Raw genomic sequence first — 16,336 nt, 5'->3', positions numbered from 1 at the left:
GCGATGCAGGGAGATAAGGTCCCTGCTAAATTTCAGTGGAGAAATCAGGAGATAGCAATTCTACATTTTGACTCTTTGTGTATTTTGTGTAAGAACAAAAAGAGAACATTAAAAGAGGGCGCGATGTGGCATGACTCATTAAGAGAGCAGATTATTGCATTGGAATTGGGGCGGAGTGAGCGACAGGTTTTTCCACTTGGCCTGCCTGGAGTTGATGATGCGTTGCAGGGGGGACTTGACCTTGGGGCTATGCATGAGCTCACAGGACCGGCGGCTATTCTTTTTACGCAGGCGATTATCAGGCGAAGGAAAAGTGAGATTGTCTGGCTGTCCACGGAAAATCTGAATGAAGAATATTATCCGGATGGGCTATTGCAGTCCGATTCCTGCCCGGAACGCTTTATTGTGGTTCGCCTGCAAAATTCCCGGGATTTGCTGAAGGCTGCATATGAGGTTTTGTCATCGAACGCAGCGGGGTTTGTGCTGCTTGAAGTGCAGAAGCCGCTTACGCAAACGCAGATGAGGAAACTACAGATTGCCGTAAAAAATACCAACACTTTGGGCCTTGTTATTAATACTGAGTACACAGGATCTGTCTCTCCAGCGTGTCAAGGCTTGCTCGGTTCCGCGTTGACCCGCTGGTATGTGAAGGTTTTGCACTGGACATATGAGACGACACAAATCGAACTGCATTTGACAAAAAACCGGCACGGGTCTCCGTGTCACTGGATTGTGGAGATTGACCATGCAACGCATCATTTGCATTTGGTTGCCATTTCTGGAGAGCGAGCGATTGATCAGGCAAAATCCCGATCTGTCGCAGAAACCCTTTGTTCTGATCACCCGTGAAGCAAATCGCGTCTTCGCCTCTGCATTGAGCAAGAAAGCGGTCAATATGGGTTTCACGCAGGAAATGAGCCTGGCGGATATCCGCGCGGCGGTGCCCGATATGCTGTATTATGATTTAAACCCTGAACAGGATATCCGGTGCCTGCGGGGCTTGCTGCGCTGGGCCAGCCGGTTTACGCCTCGGGTCGCGCGGGAGGATGGCAATAACCTGTATCTTGATATTGCCGGCGCCAGCCATTTATTTGGTGGAGAAGCCCACCTTCTCAATAAAATTCACTCCCAGCTAAAGTCCTTTGGATTTACGGCCCGACTCGCGATTGCCGATAATAGATCGTCTGCGTGGGGGTTTGCCCATTACGGCAAGGGCAAGAACAATATCACTGGCGAGGCCTTGCGCGATGCCTCGAAAGACCTGCCAGTCGAAGCCCTGCGTATGTCCTACGCCTCCACAATGCTTTGTCAGAGGCTGGGGCTGAAGAAGATAGGAAACCTGCTTGACCTGCCTCGCGCGTCGCTGACCAGCAGAATTGGAGCGCAGGATTTAAACCGGATTGATCAATTTTTTGGACGGGCAGCAGACGCGAAGCCGTTTTCCCGTCATAGAGAGCGATTGATCGAGGAAATGCAGTTTTTCGACCCGCTGGCCACAAGCGCCGGTGTGGAAGCAGCACTGGGTAAATTGCTGGAGAAATTATGCCAGCGCCTGATGTCACTGCAACAGGGGATTCGCAAAGCAAGCCTGCGTCTTGAAAGAGTGGATCATAAAATGTTGTCTTTCTCTATTGAGCTGATGCAGCCGAGCGTTAGCATCAATACCCTGAAACAACTGTTCTCTTATCATTTTGAACAGCTTGATGTTGGGTTCGGGATTGACCGCATGATCCTGACGGCGGATCAGATAGCGCCATTATCGTTCCATCAACTGGGGTTGAAAGATTCAAAAAGACAGACCCATGCAGAAGCCCTGAATAGGTTAATCAATGAACTTTCCAACATGTTCGGCAACCGGCATGTTCAACATTTTTTTCCCGCCGATAGCCATATCCCCGAGCGCACATTCAATCGGAGAGCGGCTCTTTATTCTACTGGATCGCAAAACTGGACCGGATCTTTGGCCAAGCGTCCCTTGCGTCTCCTTAAAAAACCGGTGTCTGTTTTAATCCGTGACAACAAGAGCAAAAAGTTGCCGGAAGCGGTTCGCTGGAATGGAAAGGAATGTCATCTGACCGCCTTATCTGGACCGGAACGGATCGCACCTGACTGGTGGCGGGAGGATCCCGGCTGGCAGAACGGTGCGCGGGATTACTGGTGGGCAAAAACCCAGTCCGGCGCAATAGTCTGGCTTTATGGCGTCTCCAATGGGCAAACAGATCAATGGTTTGTTCATGGGTTTGGAAGTTAAAAAGATGCTCCAATTTGCCGAGCTTCACACGACAACAAATTTTACCTTTCTGGAGGGTGCCTCTCATCCGGAGGATTATGTCCGCCGGGCAAAAGAATTGGGATTGGAAGCAGTTGCGATTACGGATCGTAATTCGCTGGCAGGGGTCGTCCGGGCTTATGCGGAAGCCAGAAAAATCGGGCAGCGGATTATCATTGGCTCGGAACTGGTTCTTTCAGATGGGCAGTGTCTGATTGCCCTGCCCACCGACCGAAATGCCTATGGCCGGTTATGCCGCCTGATCAGCCTTGGACGGCAACGGGCGGAAAAAGGGCAATGTCTGATCCATAAGGAAGATGTGCTTGAATGGCGTGAGGGCATTCTTTTTATTTTACATCCGCCGGAAATAATCGATTTTTCCTTTGAAGAAAATGTCCGCTATTGGGCGATGGAACTGGGATCAAATCTATATATGGCGGCAGAGAATTTGCTGCTGGGCCATGATGATATACGTCTGGCGCAACTGCATGAAATTGCGGAAGCTCACAATATCCCGGTGGTTGCCAGCAATCATGCCTTGATGGATGTGCCGGAAAACCGCAAGGTTGCAGATATTCTTACCTGTATCCGGGAGCATTGCACGATTGAAGAGGCCGGGACGCGCCTGCAAAAAAACGCGGAACGGCATCTCAAAGACACGGATGAAATGTTGGAACTGTTCGCCGGGTATGAAGCCGCTGTCCGGGAAAGCCAGAAAATCACCAGCCGGATCAACTTTTGTCTCAGTGAATTAAAATATGAATATCCGGATGAGGTATCAAACGGCCAGGACCCGCAAACGGAGCTGGAACGGCTGGTCACTCGTCGTCTGCCTGTCCGATATCCGCCGCATTTATTTCCGCTTGGTGTTCCGGAAAAAGTCACAGAACTTATCCAGCGTGAGCTGACTGTTATCAAGGAGTTGGAATACGCCCCGTATTTCCTGACCATTTATGACATTGTCCAGTTCGCGACAGAACAGAAAATCCTCTGCCAGGGGCGGGGGTCGGCCGCCAACTCGGTGGTTTGCTACATCCTTGGCATCACGTCTGTGTCGCCGGACCGGCTTGATATGGTCTTTGAGCGGTTTATTTCCGCCGCGCGTAACGAGCCGCCGGATATTGATGTGGATTTTGAGCATGAACGCCGTGAAGAAGTTATCCAGTATATCTATGAGAAATATGGAAGACATCGCGCGGGTTTATCGGCAACGGTAATTTGTTACCGTGCCCGTTCGGCCATTCGTGAAGTGGGCAAAGCATTGGGATTGTCGCAGGATACGCTTTCCTCGATGACGGGCCTCATATGGGGATGGTCTGGTTCGGATCAGGCCGCAAGCCGCGCCCATATAAGGGCTTCAGGTCTCGATCCTGATGACAGGCGATTAGGGCTCTGTGCGGAGCTGTCCCGTAAAATTATGGGCTATCCCCGCCATCTTTCCCAGCATGTGGGCGGGTTTATTATCACCAAATCACGGCTTGATGATATCGTGCCTGTGGAAAATGCGGCAATGGAAAACCGCACCGTCATCGAATGGGACAAGGATGATATTGATACACTGGGAATTCTGAAAGTCGATGTGCTGGGCCTTGGCATGTTGTCCTGCATCCGCAAGGCTTTCGAGCTCATGAAAACTCATTATGGCGTTTCCCACACGCTGGCCTCGGTGCCGGAGGGGGACGATGCTGTTTATGACATGCTGGGTCGGGCCGACAGCATCGGCGTTTTCCAGGTTGAAAGCCGGGCGCAGATGTCTTTTCTCCCGCGTATGAAGCCGCGTAACTTCTATGACCTGGTGATTGAAGTGGCGATTGTCCGTCCCGGACCCATTCAGGGCGACATGGTTCATCCTTATATTCGCCGAAGAGATGGTAAGGAAAAACCTGTCTATCCCTCGAAAGAACTGGAAGGTGTCCTGAAAAAGACGCTCGGCGTACCACTCTTTCAGGAGCAGGCGATGCGCATTGCAATTGTTGGTGCGGGCTTTAGTCCTGATGAAGCCGATCAGCTACGCCGGGCCATGGCAACATTTCGAAAGATGGGAACCATTAATTCTTTCCGGGATAAATTCATTCAGGGAATGGCCGGAAACGGGTATGACACTGAATTTGCGGAACGATGCTTCAAACAGATTGAAGGGTTCGGTGAATATGGGTTTCCTGAAAGCCATGCGGCGTCCTTTGCCTTGCTTGTTTATGTCTCGGCCTGGCTGAAATGCCATTATCCCGATGTGTTTGCTTGCGCCCTTCTGAATTGCCAGCCTATGGGGTTCTACGCCCCCGCGCAGATTATCCGCGATGCCCGCGAGCATGGCATAGAGGTAAGGCCGCCGGATGTTAATTATTCGGACTGGGACAGTATACTGGAACTTGGCGAAAATGGATTGGCCTTGCGGTTGGGGCTGCGTCAGATCAAGGGATTAAATGAAGAGGATGCGGACTGGATAGCCGCTGCCCGGCAGAACGGGTATGTGACGGTCCGTGATTTATGGTTCCGGGCAGGGATACGGCCTGCGGTCCTTAAACGGCTCGCGAATGCAGATGCGTTTGCCTCGCTTCAACTGTCCCGGCGGGACGCCATATGGCAGGCAAGCGGAATAAAGGGAGAAAACCCACTGCCGCTTTTTGCCTATGCCAAAGAAGACGAGCAGTCACTTGACCCCAGCGTTACATTGCCCCCGATGCACATTGGTGAAAATGTCCTGCAGGATTATCAATCTCTCCGCCTGAGCTTGCGGGACCATCCGCTCAAGCTGCTTCGTCCGCAGTTTCCCGGGACAGTGCAGGCTAAAGCCCTGCTTAATACTCCCCATAAGCACTCTTTAAGCGTTGCTGGCCTCGTGCTCGCCCGTCAGCGCCCGGGAACTGCCAAGGGGGTCATTTTCATGACTCTGGAAGATGAGGAGGGGAGCATTAATGTTGTTGTCTGGCGGAAAATATTTGAACGCTATCGCCGGGCGGTTATGACCGGGCGACTGGTCAGAATATCGGGGGTTCTGGAACGGAAAGGGATTGTGACGCATCTGATTGCAGATCGTATAACTGATTTTTCCCATTATCTTGAAAAACTCGATGATGAAGCCTTTTTAGCGCAGTCATCTGTGAATGGCACGGGGCATCAGGCGCCTCCGCAAAGCACGCGCCGACCAAAGCCAATAAATCCGCATAGGCATCCCCGGGATATGACAAAAGCCCTGTTCCCCTCACGGGACTTTCATTGAGACGGAGAATGTATTGTCAGGCTGATGAGATTGGCCATCAGCCGCCATCAATACCCCTCCCGGTTTCGAGTTGGAATGAATGAATACCCCATCGGGTTACATTCTCCCTATTTACAAGGCGGGTGAATGGGTTTTGCTAAATGACGTAGTGTCGACCTTATCTCCATGACGCGCATTTTTTATCAGGGCGTGAAACAGGGCTTGATGATGCCTGTCAAAGACAAGGAACTCAGGGTGCCATTGCACACCAACGAAAAACCGTTTGTCATTATGTTCCAGCGCCTGGACAAAATCACCCTGATCGCAGGCGGATACGGAAAGCCCGTCGCCGAGGATATCTACGGCCTGATGATGCAGGCTATTCACGCGCACCAGGTCCTGACCAAGAATTTCACGTACTTTGGTGTCCTGCTTCACAGATACAATTTTGCGGGCCAGCACGGTGCGGATATTCGTTTTTTCACGCGGCATTCCGCGTATGTCGCTAAACAATGTACCGCCGAAAAATACATTCATCATCTGGGCCCCGCGGCAGATACCTAAAACCGGCAGGTCCTTATCGATGACAAAACGCAGCAACTCCAATTCCAGCGCATCGCGTTCGGGATCAATGCGGACATCTATGTTGATTTCGCCGCCATATAGATCGGCACCGATATCATCCCCACCGCCTATGATCAGGCCGTCCAAACGTTCGGAAGGAAAATCGCGTCCCGGTGACAGGAATACAGCTCTTCCGCCGGCACGCCATACCGCCAGCCAATCGAAAAACCGCATGATCTTGCTTTTATAGCGGGAGACTGTAATCCCGATTATGGGCTTGTTAGATTTTCGAGCCATAGGCGCACCTCCTTCAGCCACTCTCCTATGGGGCTTTTGGCATTGGCAAGATAGCTGTCGCCTAACCGTCGGAGGGTGTCTTCGTCCGCTGCGAGAGTTTCCACAGCAACCCAACGGTTCCACTCCTGAACAACACTCCAACCAGGGTCGGAAAGACACATATTCGGCAGGCGGTAATGGAAAGTCGGGCGTGCCTTTATGCGTTCGTCATCAGTGAGTTTAGCCAAGGTTTTAGGCGCTAAATGCTTAAATAATGGGAGCATGTCCAGTTCACGGTTGCGTGTCGGATTCATCGCAAAATAATCTTTGATAAGAGCGTCCAAATCCGGCGCATAATCAGCCGCCAATATCTTAACAGCATATTCTTTGGGAAACGGATCGATATGCGGCAGAATTTTTCGCATGAGGTCAACGTGAATTTCATCACGCAGCCAATCCGATAGCAACATATACGCACGCAGGACCGCTAGAATATAATCAACATCCTCGCGGGCGATTTCCGGATTTAGGTGAACGCCAAAACTGTAAACAACGCCGTCGTCGGTACCCTTGGCACCATGCGCGCGCAGGGCCTCAACCAGGATTTCCAGTTCCCCCAGCTCATCCCAGGGGATGGGCGGTGTGACGATTTCCGTGGGGACGACGCCTGCAAGGGCTTTGCCGACCCAGTGTTGCCTTACATACGAGTTCAAGTTGCGGACAGTTTTTATGTCCTCCTTGCTCACTGGTAATGAGCTCTCTTCAAGTATGTCCCCAAGGTCCTTTTCCGGGTGAACGTATTGAGTATCAAGTTCCACTTGGAATTCGCCCCATTTGGTATCCGCTACGGATAGCACAAACGGCATATCAATGGGCCTCGTAGTGCCGTCGAACGAGTCAGCAACCAACTCGGCGGCCTGCTCTGATGACAGACCGGCAAACTCTAACTCCACCCCGACGCGCCGCACGGTTCCCGACAGGTTATGGACGTTGGGTGGAGTACGCATGTCCTGGTGCTTATCGTTCAAGATCATTCTCCAACAGAAATGATACCCGTTAGTTTGTACAAAAGCGCCGTATCTTGGCAAGTTGCCAAGAATTGGCTTAAACCAATGTTCCTATATATCAAGTGGCTTTGCCTTTTCCCGCAATGTGGGAGACATGGTGCTCAAAAGTGAACTTTAAACCAAAAACATACAAATCACGCGTCGATCCACCTTAGTATCACAAATGGTCCGGGAATGTTCAAACAGTGAAGTGTTGCCGAAGAGGCTGATGAACAGGCGATGATTACCCCAGTCGGTATATTCTGCCCGCGGTGTCATGGAATAGTGCTGCCTTTTCTGCGTCGCTATAATCCATCGTCAAGCGCTTGAATGAATTCCATAAAATATTATAGCTGCAGCTGACCTTGTCGACCGGGAAATTGGATTCAAACATACACCGATCGGGCCCAAACTGTTCGATTGTATGGTCATAGAACCGCCGGGTTGCCTCCATCAGTTCCGCGCTTGAAGGTGGCCGCTGCATGTGATGCCAGTCGAAGCCGTTGATTTCCATATTAATACCGCCGAGCTTTGCCACGACATTCGGGCATGTCGCCAATTCCGTTATGGATTTTTTCCAGTCCGGAAAATACTCATCATGTTTCCCCTGATAAGGCCCAATGCCCAAAGGACCACCAAAATGATTGAGGATTATTGTCGTATCCGGAAAAGTGCGGGCAAGGTCGGTTAATTGCGGAATCTGCGGGTGGTAACACCATCCTTCAAAGCTGAGATTACGGGGAGCAAGCTCTGCAAACCCTTTGCGGAAAGTAGCATCCAGGTAAAGATTTTCGATTGTTGTGGGAAGGGAGTTTGGCACATCGGCGTCCGGATCCCAACTCGCCCGGTGGCGAATACCGCGAAATCTGCCGCAACCCGCCGCAACATGGGCATCCAATACCGGCCCGACAGCCTCTCCGAGCATAAGATCTGCAGTACCAACAATACCTGCCGCGATACGCGTATCGCCATAAAGCCCGGAAGCGCTCATTGCCGCAATGCCGTTGACAAACTCGGTTTCACCAACCGGTTTCATTTCATCCGGACCGGATGACCGATACATGGCGCCGCACTCAATAAAAACGGTGGAGACGATATTATGCCCACTCCCAACGTCGACAAGAATCTCATCCAGAAGATACCGTTGTGTCACCCTGCCGGGTCGCAAATCCCAAAGGTGGTGGTGAGGATCGCAAATGGGTAATGCGGGATCCAGGGTTTCTTCTTGCGTCGCATTCAGCCAGTCAATGTTGGTCGGAACATCGGTCATTTTTATTCTTACTTTCCCAAAGCGCTTTAAGTTAATATCAAAAAAGAAACAAAGAGTCCTGTTATAATAAACCTGAATGATTTGATACTCACACTGGGAGCCTTCCATGGGTCCGACTTCGAATAGTTATATTTCGCAGCGCATTAAGCTTCATTATGTGGACTGGGGAAACCCGGACGCGCCGCCGTTGCTGCTTATCCATGGAGGACGGGATCACTGCAGGAACTGGGACTGGGTGGCAGAAGAACTACGCCATGACTGGCATATCATCGCACCGGATCTGCGGGGCCATGGAGACAGCGGCTGGTCGACTGACGGTAATTACAATCTACAGAGCTATGTTTATGATATTGCACAGCTTATCCATCAAAAGGAATTGAGTCCGGTAACAATTGTTTCTCATTCCATGGGCGGCAGCATAGCGCTTCGCTATACCGGGCTCTATCCGGAAACTGTCAGAAAGATTGTCGCGATTGAGGGCCTTGGACCCTCTCCGAAGATGATCAAGGAGACCCAAGAGACTCCAACGGTCAAGCGCTGGCGGGACTGGATTGATCAAAAGCGCGCGGCAAGCGCCCGTACGCATCGCCGATATGAAACATTTGAGGATGCCCTTGCAAGGATGAAATCTGAAAATAAGCATTTGTCGGATGAGCAGGCCCTGCATTTAACGACCCATGCCGTCAACCAGAATGAAGATGGCACCTTCAGCTGGAAGTTTGACCATTACATGCGCGTTTGGGCGCCATTCGACATTAGCAATGAAGAAACCCAGAAGCTATGGGGTGAAATAACCTGTCCGACGATGCTGTGCTATGGGAATGACAGTTGGGCCTCAAACCCGGTTGACGACGGGCGCATAAAATATTTCAAGAACGCAATCGTCAAAAACTACATGAATGCGGGCCATTGGCTACACCATGATCAGTTTGACAGCTTTGTCACGGATTTGAGAGAGTTTTTATAGTGGCGTGAGAAAGGGGCGAGGACAATCGGACGCTTCCCTGTGATCTAGCCGCCGATTTGTCACGTAATTCTATCAAACCTTAGGGAAGGATAGACGCGTGAACAGATTGCTTTTCGGCGGATTAATCGCATTGGTCATTCTCATGAGCCCAACGGTCGACGGTTTGGCAGCTGATAGTGCTCGGTCGATCAATCCAATGGCGCTCTATGGGAACGAAATTGTTTTCGATGTCTATCGTGAAGGAACCCTTGTGGGATCCCACAAGGTCAAGTTTAGTGAAAATAAAGAGTATTTGAATGTTCGAAGCGTCTTTCAACTGGAAATTAAATTCCTGTTTTTAACGGCGTATAGCTACCTTTATGAATCGGATGCCCGCTGGCAAGATGGTCAACTGCAAACACTGGAAGCGCGGACAGATGACAATGGAGAACTGACCGTCGTTACCGCAGCTCGCGATGCTGCGCTCATGCAGATTAAAAGCGTAAATGGGCAGTTTGAAACCGACGTTCCGCTATTCCCGACAAATCATTGGCATGTCGGCGTTCTAAACCAGACAAAGGTGCTGAACACGTTGACAGGGCGCATCAATAATGTGCGTATCGTAACCGGAGATCGAGAGTCTATTGATACTGAGATCGGCCCCATCCAGGCAACGCGTTTCGCTTATACCGGGGATCTGGAAAACGAAGTCTGGTATGACGATGCAGGCCGATGGGTAAAAATGCGCTTTAAAGGGAGCGATGGCTCGATTATTGAATATGTTTGCCGGCGCTGTCAGGGTGGTGCATCGAGAGCGGTAAATGCTTCAAAAGGGGAATAGATAACTTCCGCACTCCGGTCATCCTCTTGTTTTCATTTTTTTGTAAATGCCAAAGTCACTGTGCCAAGCTCAATCCCCCATTTACTGACTTTCGCCCGGTTCAGCATAACGCCCGAAGGTTGTAGATACATCCAGTCATCAAAATGGACCCGGATCGTGCTGTCGTCCAGCTTCAGGTCCATATAATAGCGCCAGTTCAAGACGTTTCCGTAACTTTCGCCGGTGGCGACGCCGATTATGTCGTCAGCGCGTCCCTGATAGGTGTGGTCGTCAATTTTCTCGATAGTCCAGATCCGTTGCTCACGTTCGCCATCGCTGTAGAAAAAATCCTCATTTAGTAACAGTGTCTCGCCGTCCCAAACGCCCTTGATCTCGACGACAAACTCCCGGCGCAGGTTCCCAAAACGATCTTCGAAGATACCGGATGCCTGAGTCTGTCCATCAAAGAATTCCTCTAGCACGAACCTCGGTTTGGCATCCATAAAATCGATGGATTTCATCTGCATGCACCCTGTAAGAGCTATCATCACGAACAGGGTCGTAAATAAACGGGCTTTCACTATGCCAACTCCTTCAACTTCTTGAGCTTAAACTGACGCTTCTTCAACCTGTGCTGAATGATGTCATGGCGTTTTCGGGTTAGCGGAAAGCGCCAAACAACTGTAATCGCGGCTATCTTTATTACGATGGGCACCAAAGCATAGATCACGATGATCGCCCATTTACCCGACTCGGTTGGCGCATTTGGATCAAACCCCAGAACTTCCAGGGCGGGTAAGGCGAGGCCAACTGACAGGGCTAGGGCGAGTTTGGTGCTCATACCCCAAAGGGCGAATTGTATGCCGGCACGCTCCTCTCCAAACCGCCAACGGTCATAATCGAGCACATCGGCCTGCATGGCAGGTGGCAGGGTCAGGTCTGCGCCGAGCGCCATACCGGTAATCAGACATACGACCGTAAACGCCGCAAATCCTCCGCTTGGTATTAGGAGTACACTGACGAAGGCGAGCGCCGCCGCCGCCATTGCCCAGCACCAGGTCCGGTGTTTTCCAAACTGCTGGCTGATTTTCAGCCAAATCGGGATCGAAGCGATACCCGCGCCGAAGTAGGCAAGAATGAACAATGGCCGGATCTCTTCCGCCGCTTCTAAGCCGAATTCCAGATAGATAAAGAAAAGTGCCGCCGGAATACCGTTTGCCAGTCCATTCAGAAACCAGGCACCCAGCAAGCGCAAAAACGGCCCGTTAGATATCACCGACCTTAGATATGATCCTGTCAGTGCGGGCAGTTCCTGACGGTCGAGGGGTCGATCTGGCACATACCACAATAGTAAGGGGATGACTGCTGCGCCGAGGCCAATGGCAAGCCAGGCTATGGCGCCAATGGAGTCGGATGATGTCCAGCCCATATTGGCGGTTATTGCAGCAAGTGCGCCGGCGCCGAAGATCCCGATGAGTGTCATCGCCTCGCGCCACGAGGTCAAACGCGTGCGATCATCATAATCATCCGCCAGCTCTGCGCCCCACGCTAGATAGGGGACGGACACCATGGTCCAACCGGCATACAGCACAATCGACCACAAGAGAAGGTAGCTACCCCCAACATCGCCTGGCGGATTAAGGATTTTGAACAGGCCAAAACCAGCAATAACCGCACCGATGGCAATCCAGGGCTTGCGTCTGACACCTCGAAATCCATACCGGTCGCTTAAATAACCGATCACCGGATCGCTAACTGTATCGAACAGCCGCGCCAACAGCAGAAACAGGCCTGTCGCGGCGAGACCAAGGCCCAGCTCTACGCCATAAAGCGCAGGCAGGTGGATGTAGACCGGAATGGTCGGCAAGGCGACGACAAAAGCAGGTAAGGCATACAGGATCAGCCTGCGTTGGGGGAGTCGGCTATTGGTTGCGGGAGTCATGGTCTCTCGATCATGAACTGACCGACATCAATAGTACCTTGGTTGAATCCCGCCTCACAATAACTGAAATAATAGCGCCACATACGATAGAAGCGTTCATCGAAGCCCAGAGGAGAAATCTGAGGCCAATTCTCACAAAATAGGTGGTCCCAACGTCTCAGGGTCTCGGCGTAGGATTTTCCAAAAAAGTATGCGTCCGAAACCTTGAACCCGGATCGGTTGGCGATGTCTGTGAAGATTTCCGGACTTGGTAACATGCCACCCGGGAAAATATAGCGCTGGATGAAGTCCGGATTGCGCCGGTAATTTTCAAAAGACGCTGCATCAATAGTAATGATCTGCAAGGCAGCACGCCCACCGGATTTCAAGCAGCTGTCGATCACGCTGAAAAATGTCGACCAGTATTTTTCGCCGACGGCCTCAAACATTTCGATAGATACAATCTTGTCGAATGTTCCGGTTATATCGCGGTAGTCCTGTATTCGAATGTCGACCATCTCCGACAATCCATGGCGGGCCATGCGCTCCCGCGCGAATGCTGCCTGTTCCCTGGAGAGTGTCAGGCCGACAACGTGACAGCCAAATTCCCGGGCTGCAATTTCTGCGAAACCTCCCCAGCCGCAGCCAATTTCCAGAACACGGTCGCCGGGTTTGAGTTCAAGCTTTTCGGCCAGACGCAGGTATTTCCGCCGTTGTGCCGGTACTATATCTTCGTTCATGTCTTCAAAGAGTGCCGATGAATAAGTCATCGTTTCGTCAAGCCATTGCTTGTAGAAATCATTGCCGAGATCATAGTGGGCGGCAATGTTGCGGCGACTACCGTTTTTGGTATTGCGCCGTCGGGCGTGATGAATACGACTGACTAAACGCATGGCCCAAGTTGGTCCCAGAGACGCCGATAAGGCATCAGCATTATTTTGACCAAGTGCCAGAAGAGATGCTAAATCCGGAGTATCCCATTCGCCGTCCATATAGCTCTCAGCGAGAGCGGTATCACCGCCCCAAAGCGTTCGTGTAACGACCCGCATATTGTAAATATTAAGATAGGCATGCGGTCCTGGGGTCGTACCTTCAAAATTGAAGCGATATCCGCCCGGCATATTCACGGTTATTGTACCGCTGCGGATGCGTCTTAGCCAGGATTGCAACAAGCGCGCTCTCAGATCAGCTTTGCCGAAAAAATAGGAAACAGAAGGAGATGCTGCGGCCGTTGTCGCGGAATTCTTCATATTGGATATTGCCTCGCGATGTGAAATAGTCGTTATTGTGATTTACGCGACATGGGCGTGTATGGATCACTTGCTATATATACGGGGTCGTGAGGGACGCTGGAGAAACAAAAGAAATCTTGGGAGGATTCGGGTGAAGTCTCAAAATCAGCACCGGTACAGAAATATTATACAGCAATATTATCACGGCTGCTCCACAGCAAATTTCGATCTCATGATGTCGACATTTGATCCGGATGTCGTACATTATTTTGTCGACCATAGCCCGGTTCGCGGGTCGGAGGCTCTGGCGAATTATTGGATGAAAATCGGGCCCAGAACACAAGCGTCCTGGACCCTGGATCATATTCTCATTCAGGAGCCGGAAGCGGTGATCGAATGGAGCATGCCCTGGACACCGCCTCGTGACCAAAAACGACAGGTTTTACGCGGTACGGAGTGGTATATATTCGAAAACGACAAGATAGTGGAAATTCGGAGTTACCATAATAACTATTATTTACAGGATCCGAAGAACCGAGAGCTTTGGGATTTTCCATACGAGGAACGCGGATACATTCGGCAAACAGTGAAATGACATTCACCGGAGTACTCGGAGGAAAACCAGCAAAATATTTTTCCCCATTGCCAACATTTTCAAGGCTTAAGATTTACTCTGTGGCGGAGATGGTCGCGATGGAATGTGACTCGCCCTCTTGAAGATCACCGGACATCACCTGCTTATAGGCATGCCAGGTCGCATGGCCGATGAGCGGGAGTGTAACGATCAGGCCAATTCCGGCGGTAAAGAGACCAATTCCGGTACAGATAACGATTATTGTGGCCCATAGGATCATTGCGTTCCGGTTGCGGACGACGGCATATGCGCTGGTGATGAGTGATGACAGCAAAACCGAGTTCCGGTCCATCATCATTGGCATGGAGAAAGCGCCGATAAAGAAAATGCAGGTTGCAAAAACGGCACCTACAGCGGCGATGGATATTCCGAAATAGACGCCCTCCATACTGAGTGCGCGGGTCAGAATAATGCCCCAGTCGGGCATGATGCCGGGAAAGTTTAACGCAAATACCGTGAATGAAATGCGAATCCAGACCTGAAAGACAAAGGCAAGCGCTACGCCGAAGCCAAAAATTCCAAGCTTGTTATAACGCGCGGCGGTAATCGCAGCCATCAGGGTAACTTTTTCGCCTGCGGCATAGCGGCGGCTGATCTCATAAAACCCGAGGCCAACGGCCGGGCCGACAAGCAAAAAGCCGGTCAGACCCGGCAAAATCAGATAAGGCCAACCCATGAAGTAGAAACCAATGGACAAGATCAACCCGCAAATAATGAAAAGTGCGGCATAACTGATACTGACGGCGGTGTTGGCTTTCAGGTCAGACCAACCGGCAGCGAGCCATTTCCAGACATCTTCTGTGCTGACGTCTCGCACCAAGGCCATCTCTTTAACCAGGAAAATTTCTCTTTTCAGGCTGTCCTGCGACGGCGATTTTTGTGCGTCACTGAGGTCCAGCCCGTTTGCGACGGCTTCTTTTCTCGATGCGGACTCTTCCTCGTTTATCATGCTTCACTCCCCAAGCACATATACGTATCTGATAAGTTTAAGGGCCTGCCGGTTTTCAGTAAAGTCACCATGTGAGCATGGGTGAAAAAGATGTCGACGGGTCGGGCCGATTCCGGCCTTTGGCGGGACATTCCAGGATGTTGGTGTCAGGGCGATATGGCTTTTCAGGCTGATGCAGGTTAAAACAAGATTGATATGTGAGTGCGGCTGCGTGAAGAACCGACCCATGGTGAGGCATCTTACCCCTTGAACATGAGAGGCTAAGGACTGTCTGATGGTCGGAGATTCTCACCTCTCCGACCATTGTTCGCAATATATTTTAATTGCCAGTGAATTCCGGGGCACGCTTTTCTGCAAATGCGGCGGCGCCTTCCGCGCAGTCATCGCTTTCCAGCAAGGCGCGGGTGTCCCGCAAGGAAATGCCAGCACGTTCTGACGGGCCTTTTGCCAATACCTCGCCTACAAATCGCTTGACCATTGACAGAACCATTGGGGCGCTATCTCTTAATTCTATGGCGTAAGACATCGCGGCATCCATAACCTCGTCTTTCGGGACGACTTTATTGACCAAGCCGACTTCGTAGGCGCGCGCCGCGCTCATCTCCGCAAGACCATAAATAAATTCCATGGCAACTTTATGCGGAATACGGGCCGCGAGTGACGTAATCAAGCCGCCGGACAAACCCACTTTGGCTTCCGGATAGGTGAATTTGGCTTCTTCAGACATGATGCAAAGATCACAAAACTGGACCAGAACCACCGCTCCGCCCACACAAATGCCATTGACCGCGGCAATGACAGGTTTGTCGACCTCAACGCCGATGCCGGGAACAAATTTCCATAGCTCCGGCGGATCCGAGAGGTTCGCACCAACAGAAAAGGCTTTGTCACCACCACCCGTCAGGATGGCCACTTTATCGTCTGAGGCATTAAACCGATGCCAGGCGTCGCGGAGTGCATCAACCATATCGTGAGTAAGGATGTTTAAATTTTTTGAGTCAGTAAGGGTGATGATGGCGACGTTGTCGCGGCTTTCATATGTTACGGTCGATGTGCCCATGGCTATGCTTCTTTCTGATGAGATTTTTTAGCAGTGGTTAGATTTACGGTGTTTATGTTTTCAAAGATGAGTGTTTTCCTTTCCAAGGGTGCCTGCGCTGAATAGGAGCGGATCCAGCTGAAGTGATCAAGAGGGCTCCTCCCTATAACA

14 protein-coding genes are annotated in these 16,336 nt (G+C 51.1%); 6 read left to right on the top strand and 8 right to left on the bottom strand.

What is annotated here, in order from left to right:
• The first annotated feature begins 3 nt into the window (after positions 1–3).
• Genes AACZ19_RS16595 through AACZ19_RS16585 form a run of 3 tightly spaced genes read left to right on the top strand, consistent with a single transcriptional unit; the run spans position 4 to position 5,489 of the window.
• Positions 4–849, top strand: a complete 846-nt coding sequence (locus AACZ19_RS16595) for a hypothetical protein (RefSeq protein ID WP_339635623.1) — start codon at positions 4–6, stop codon at positions 847–849.
• A complete protein-coding gene (locus tag AACZ19_RS16590; RefSeq protein WP_339635622.1) occupies positions 794–2,251 on the top strand; it encodes a DNA polymerase Y family protein in 1,458 nt (485 codons plus the stop codon). Before AACZ19_RS16595 ends, AACZ19_RS16590 begins: the two co-directional genes overlap by 56 nt.
• Positions 2,208–5,489 (top strand): error-prone DNA polymerase, encoded by a 3,282-nt coding sequence (locus AACZ19_RS16585; RefSeq protein WP_339635621.1) that lies wholly within the window; start codon positions 2,208–2,210, stop codon positions 5,487–5,489. Before AACZ19_RS16590 ends, AACZ19_RS16585 begins: the two co-directional genes overlap by 44 nt.
• A 111-nt stretch (positions 5,490–5,600) precedes the next feature.
• On the opposite strand, the gene AACZ19_RS16580 is transcribed toward AACZ19_RS16585, so the two are convergent.
• The 3 genes from AACZ19_RS16580 to AACZ19_RS16570 all read right to left on the bottom strand — a co-directional run bounded on the left by AACZ19_RS16580 (position 5,601) and on the right by AACZ19_RS16570 (position 8,624).
• Positions 5,601–6,329 (bottom strand): gamma-glutamyl-gamma-aminobutyrate hydrolase family protein, encoded by a 729-nt coding sequence (locus tag AACZ19_RS16580; protein WP_339635620.1) that lies wholly within the window; start codon positions 6,327–6,329, stop codon positions 5,601–5,603.
• A complete protein-coding gene (locus AACZ19_RS16575) occupies positions 6,302–7,336 on the bottom strand; it encodes an amidoligase family protein (protein ID WP_339635619.1) in 1,035 nt (344 codons plus the stop codon). Before AACZ19_RS16575 ends, AACZ19_RS16580 begins: the two co-directional genes overlap by 28 nt.
• 262 nt (positions 7,337–7,598) lie before the next feature.
• Positions 7,599–8,624 (bottom strand): amidohydrolase family protein, encoded by a 1,026-nt coding sequence (locus AACZ19_RS16570; protein WP_339635618.1) that lies wholly within the window; start codon positions 8,622–8,624, stop codon positions 7,599–7,601.
• Positions 8,625–8,730: 106 nt separating this feature from the next.
• Here AACZ19_RS16570 and AACZ19_RS16565 point away from each other — a divergent pair, with 106 nt between their 5' ends.
• Positions 8,731–9,591, top strand: a complete 861-nt coding sequence (locus AACZ19_RS16565) for an alpha/beta hydrolase (RefSeq protein WP_339635617.1) — start codon at positions 8,731–8,733, stop codon at positions 9,589–9,591.
• A 97-nt stretch (positions 9,592–9,688) separates the two neighbouring features.
• A complete protein-coding gene (locus tag AACZ19_RS16560; protein ID WP_339635616.1) occupies positions 9,689–10,411 on the top strand; it encodes a DUF6134 family protein in 723 nt (240 codons plus the stop codon).
• A 32-nt stretch (positions 10,412–10,443) separates the two neighbouring features.
• On the opposite strand, the gene AACZ19_RS16555 is transcribed toward AACZ19_RS16560, so the two are convergent.
• The 3 genes from AACZ19_RS16555 to AACZ19_RS16545 are packed head-to-tail and all read right to left on the bottom strand — an operon-like array spanning position 10,444 to position 13,483.
• A complete protein-coding gene (locus tag AACZ19_RS16555) occupies positions 10,444–10,971 on the bottom strand; it encodes a DUF3833 domain-containing protein (protein ID WP_339635614.1) in 528 nt (175 codons plus the stop codon).
• Positions 10,971–12,332 carry an MFS transporter gene (locus AACZ19_RS16550; protein WP_339635613.1) on the bottom strand — a complete coding sequence of 454 codons (1,362 nt, stop codon included), beginning with the start codon at positions 12,330–12,332 and terminating at the stop codon, positions 10,971–10,973. The genes AACZ19_RS16555 and AACZ19_RS16550 overlap by 1 nt, the downstream gene beginning before the upstream one ends.
• Positions 12,329–13,483, bottom strand: coding sequence for a cyclopropane-fatty-acyl-phospholipid synthase family protein (locus AACZ19_RS16545; RefSeq protein ID WP_339635612.1), 1,155 nt, complete (start codon positions 13,481–13,483; stop codon positions 12,329–12,331). Before AACZ19_RS16545 ends, AACZ19_RS16550 begins: the two co-directional genes overlap by 4 nt.
• Before the next feature lie 211 nt (positions 13,484–13,694).
• Between AACZ19_RS16545 and AACZ19_RS16540 the strand changes: the two genes are divergently transcribed.
• On the top strand, positions 13,695–14,138 hold the full coding sequence (locus AACZ19_RS16540) for a nuclear transport factor 2 family protein (RefSeq protein WP_339635611.1): 444 nt from the start codon (positions 13,695–13,697) through the stop codon (positions 14,136–14,138).
• Positions 14,139–14,211: 73 nt separating this feature from the next.
• On the opposite strand, the gene AACZ19_RS16535 is transcribed toward AACZ19_RS16540, so the two are convergent.
• Together AACZ19_RS16535 and AACZ19_RS16530 are read right to left on the bottom strand one after the other, a co-directional pair.
• Positions 14,212–15,126 carry a DUF2189 domain-containing protein gene (locus AACZ19_RS16535; RefSeq protein ID WP_339635610.1) on the bottom strand — a complete coding sequence of 305 codons (915 nt, stop codon included), beginning with the start codon at positions 15,124–15,126 and terminating at the stop codon, positions 14,212–14,214.
• A gap of 319 nt (positions 15,127–15,445) precedes the next feature.
• The gene (locus AACZ19_RS16530) at positions 15,446–16,186 is read right to left on the bottom strand and encodes an enoyl-CoA hydratase-related protein (RefSeq protein WP_339635609.1); all 741 of its coding nucleotides are present in this window, start codon (positions 16,184–16,186) and stop codon (positions 15,446–15,448) included.
• Between the last annotated feature and the right edge of the window lie 150 nt (positions 16,187–16,336).

The sequence above is a fragment of the uncultured Sneathiella sp. genome, from assembly GCF_963973085.1.
Taxonomy (GTDB): domain Bacteria; phylum Pseudomonadota; class Alphaproteobacteria; order Sneathiellales; family Sneathiellaceae; genus Sneathiella.
Note: the sequence above shows the minus strand (reverse complement) of the source record. Positions and strands in the feature narration are given on the sequence as shown.

Coding starts and splice junctions, on each gene's coding strand:
- AACZ19_RS16550 (WP_339635613.1), bottom strand. CDS start 12,332: ATGACTCCCGCAACCAATAGCCGACTCCCCCAACGCAGGCTGATCCTG.
- AACZ19_RS16535 (WP_339635610.1), bottom strand. CDS start 15,126: ATGATAAACGAGGAAGAGTCCGCATCGAGAAAAGAAGCCGTCGCAAAC.
- AACZ19_RS16570 (WP_339635618.1), bottom strand. CDS start 8,624: ATGACCGATGTTCCGACCAACATTGACTGGCTGAATGCGACGCAAGAA.
- AACZ19_RS16565 (WP_339635617.1), top strand. CDS start 8,731: ATGGGTCCGACTTCGAATAGTTATATTTCGCAGCGCATTAAGCTTCAT.
- AACZ19_RS16585 (WP_339635621.1), top strand. CDS start 2,208: ATGGGCAAACAGATCAATGGTTTGTTCATGGGTTTGGAAGTTAAAAAG.
- AACZ19_RS16580 (WP_339635620.1), bottom strand. CDS start 6,329: ATGGCTCGAAAATCTAACAAGCCCATAATCGGGATTACAGTCTCCCGC.
- AACZ19_RS16530 (WP_339635609.1), bottom strand. CDS start 16,186: ATGGGCACATCGACCGTAACATATGAAAGCCGCGACAACGTCGCCATC.
- AACZ19_RS16595 (WP_339635623.1), top strand. CDS start 4: ATGCAGGGAGATAAGGTCCCTGCTAAATTTCAGTGGAGAAATCAGGAG.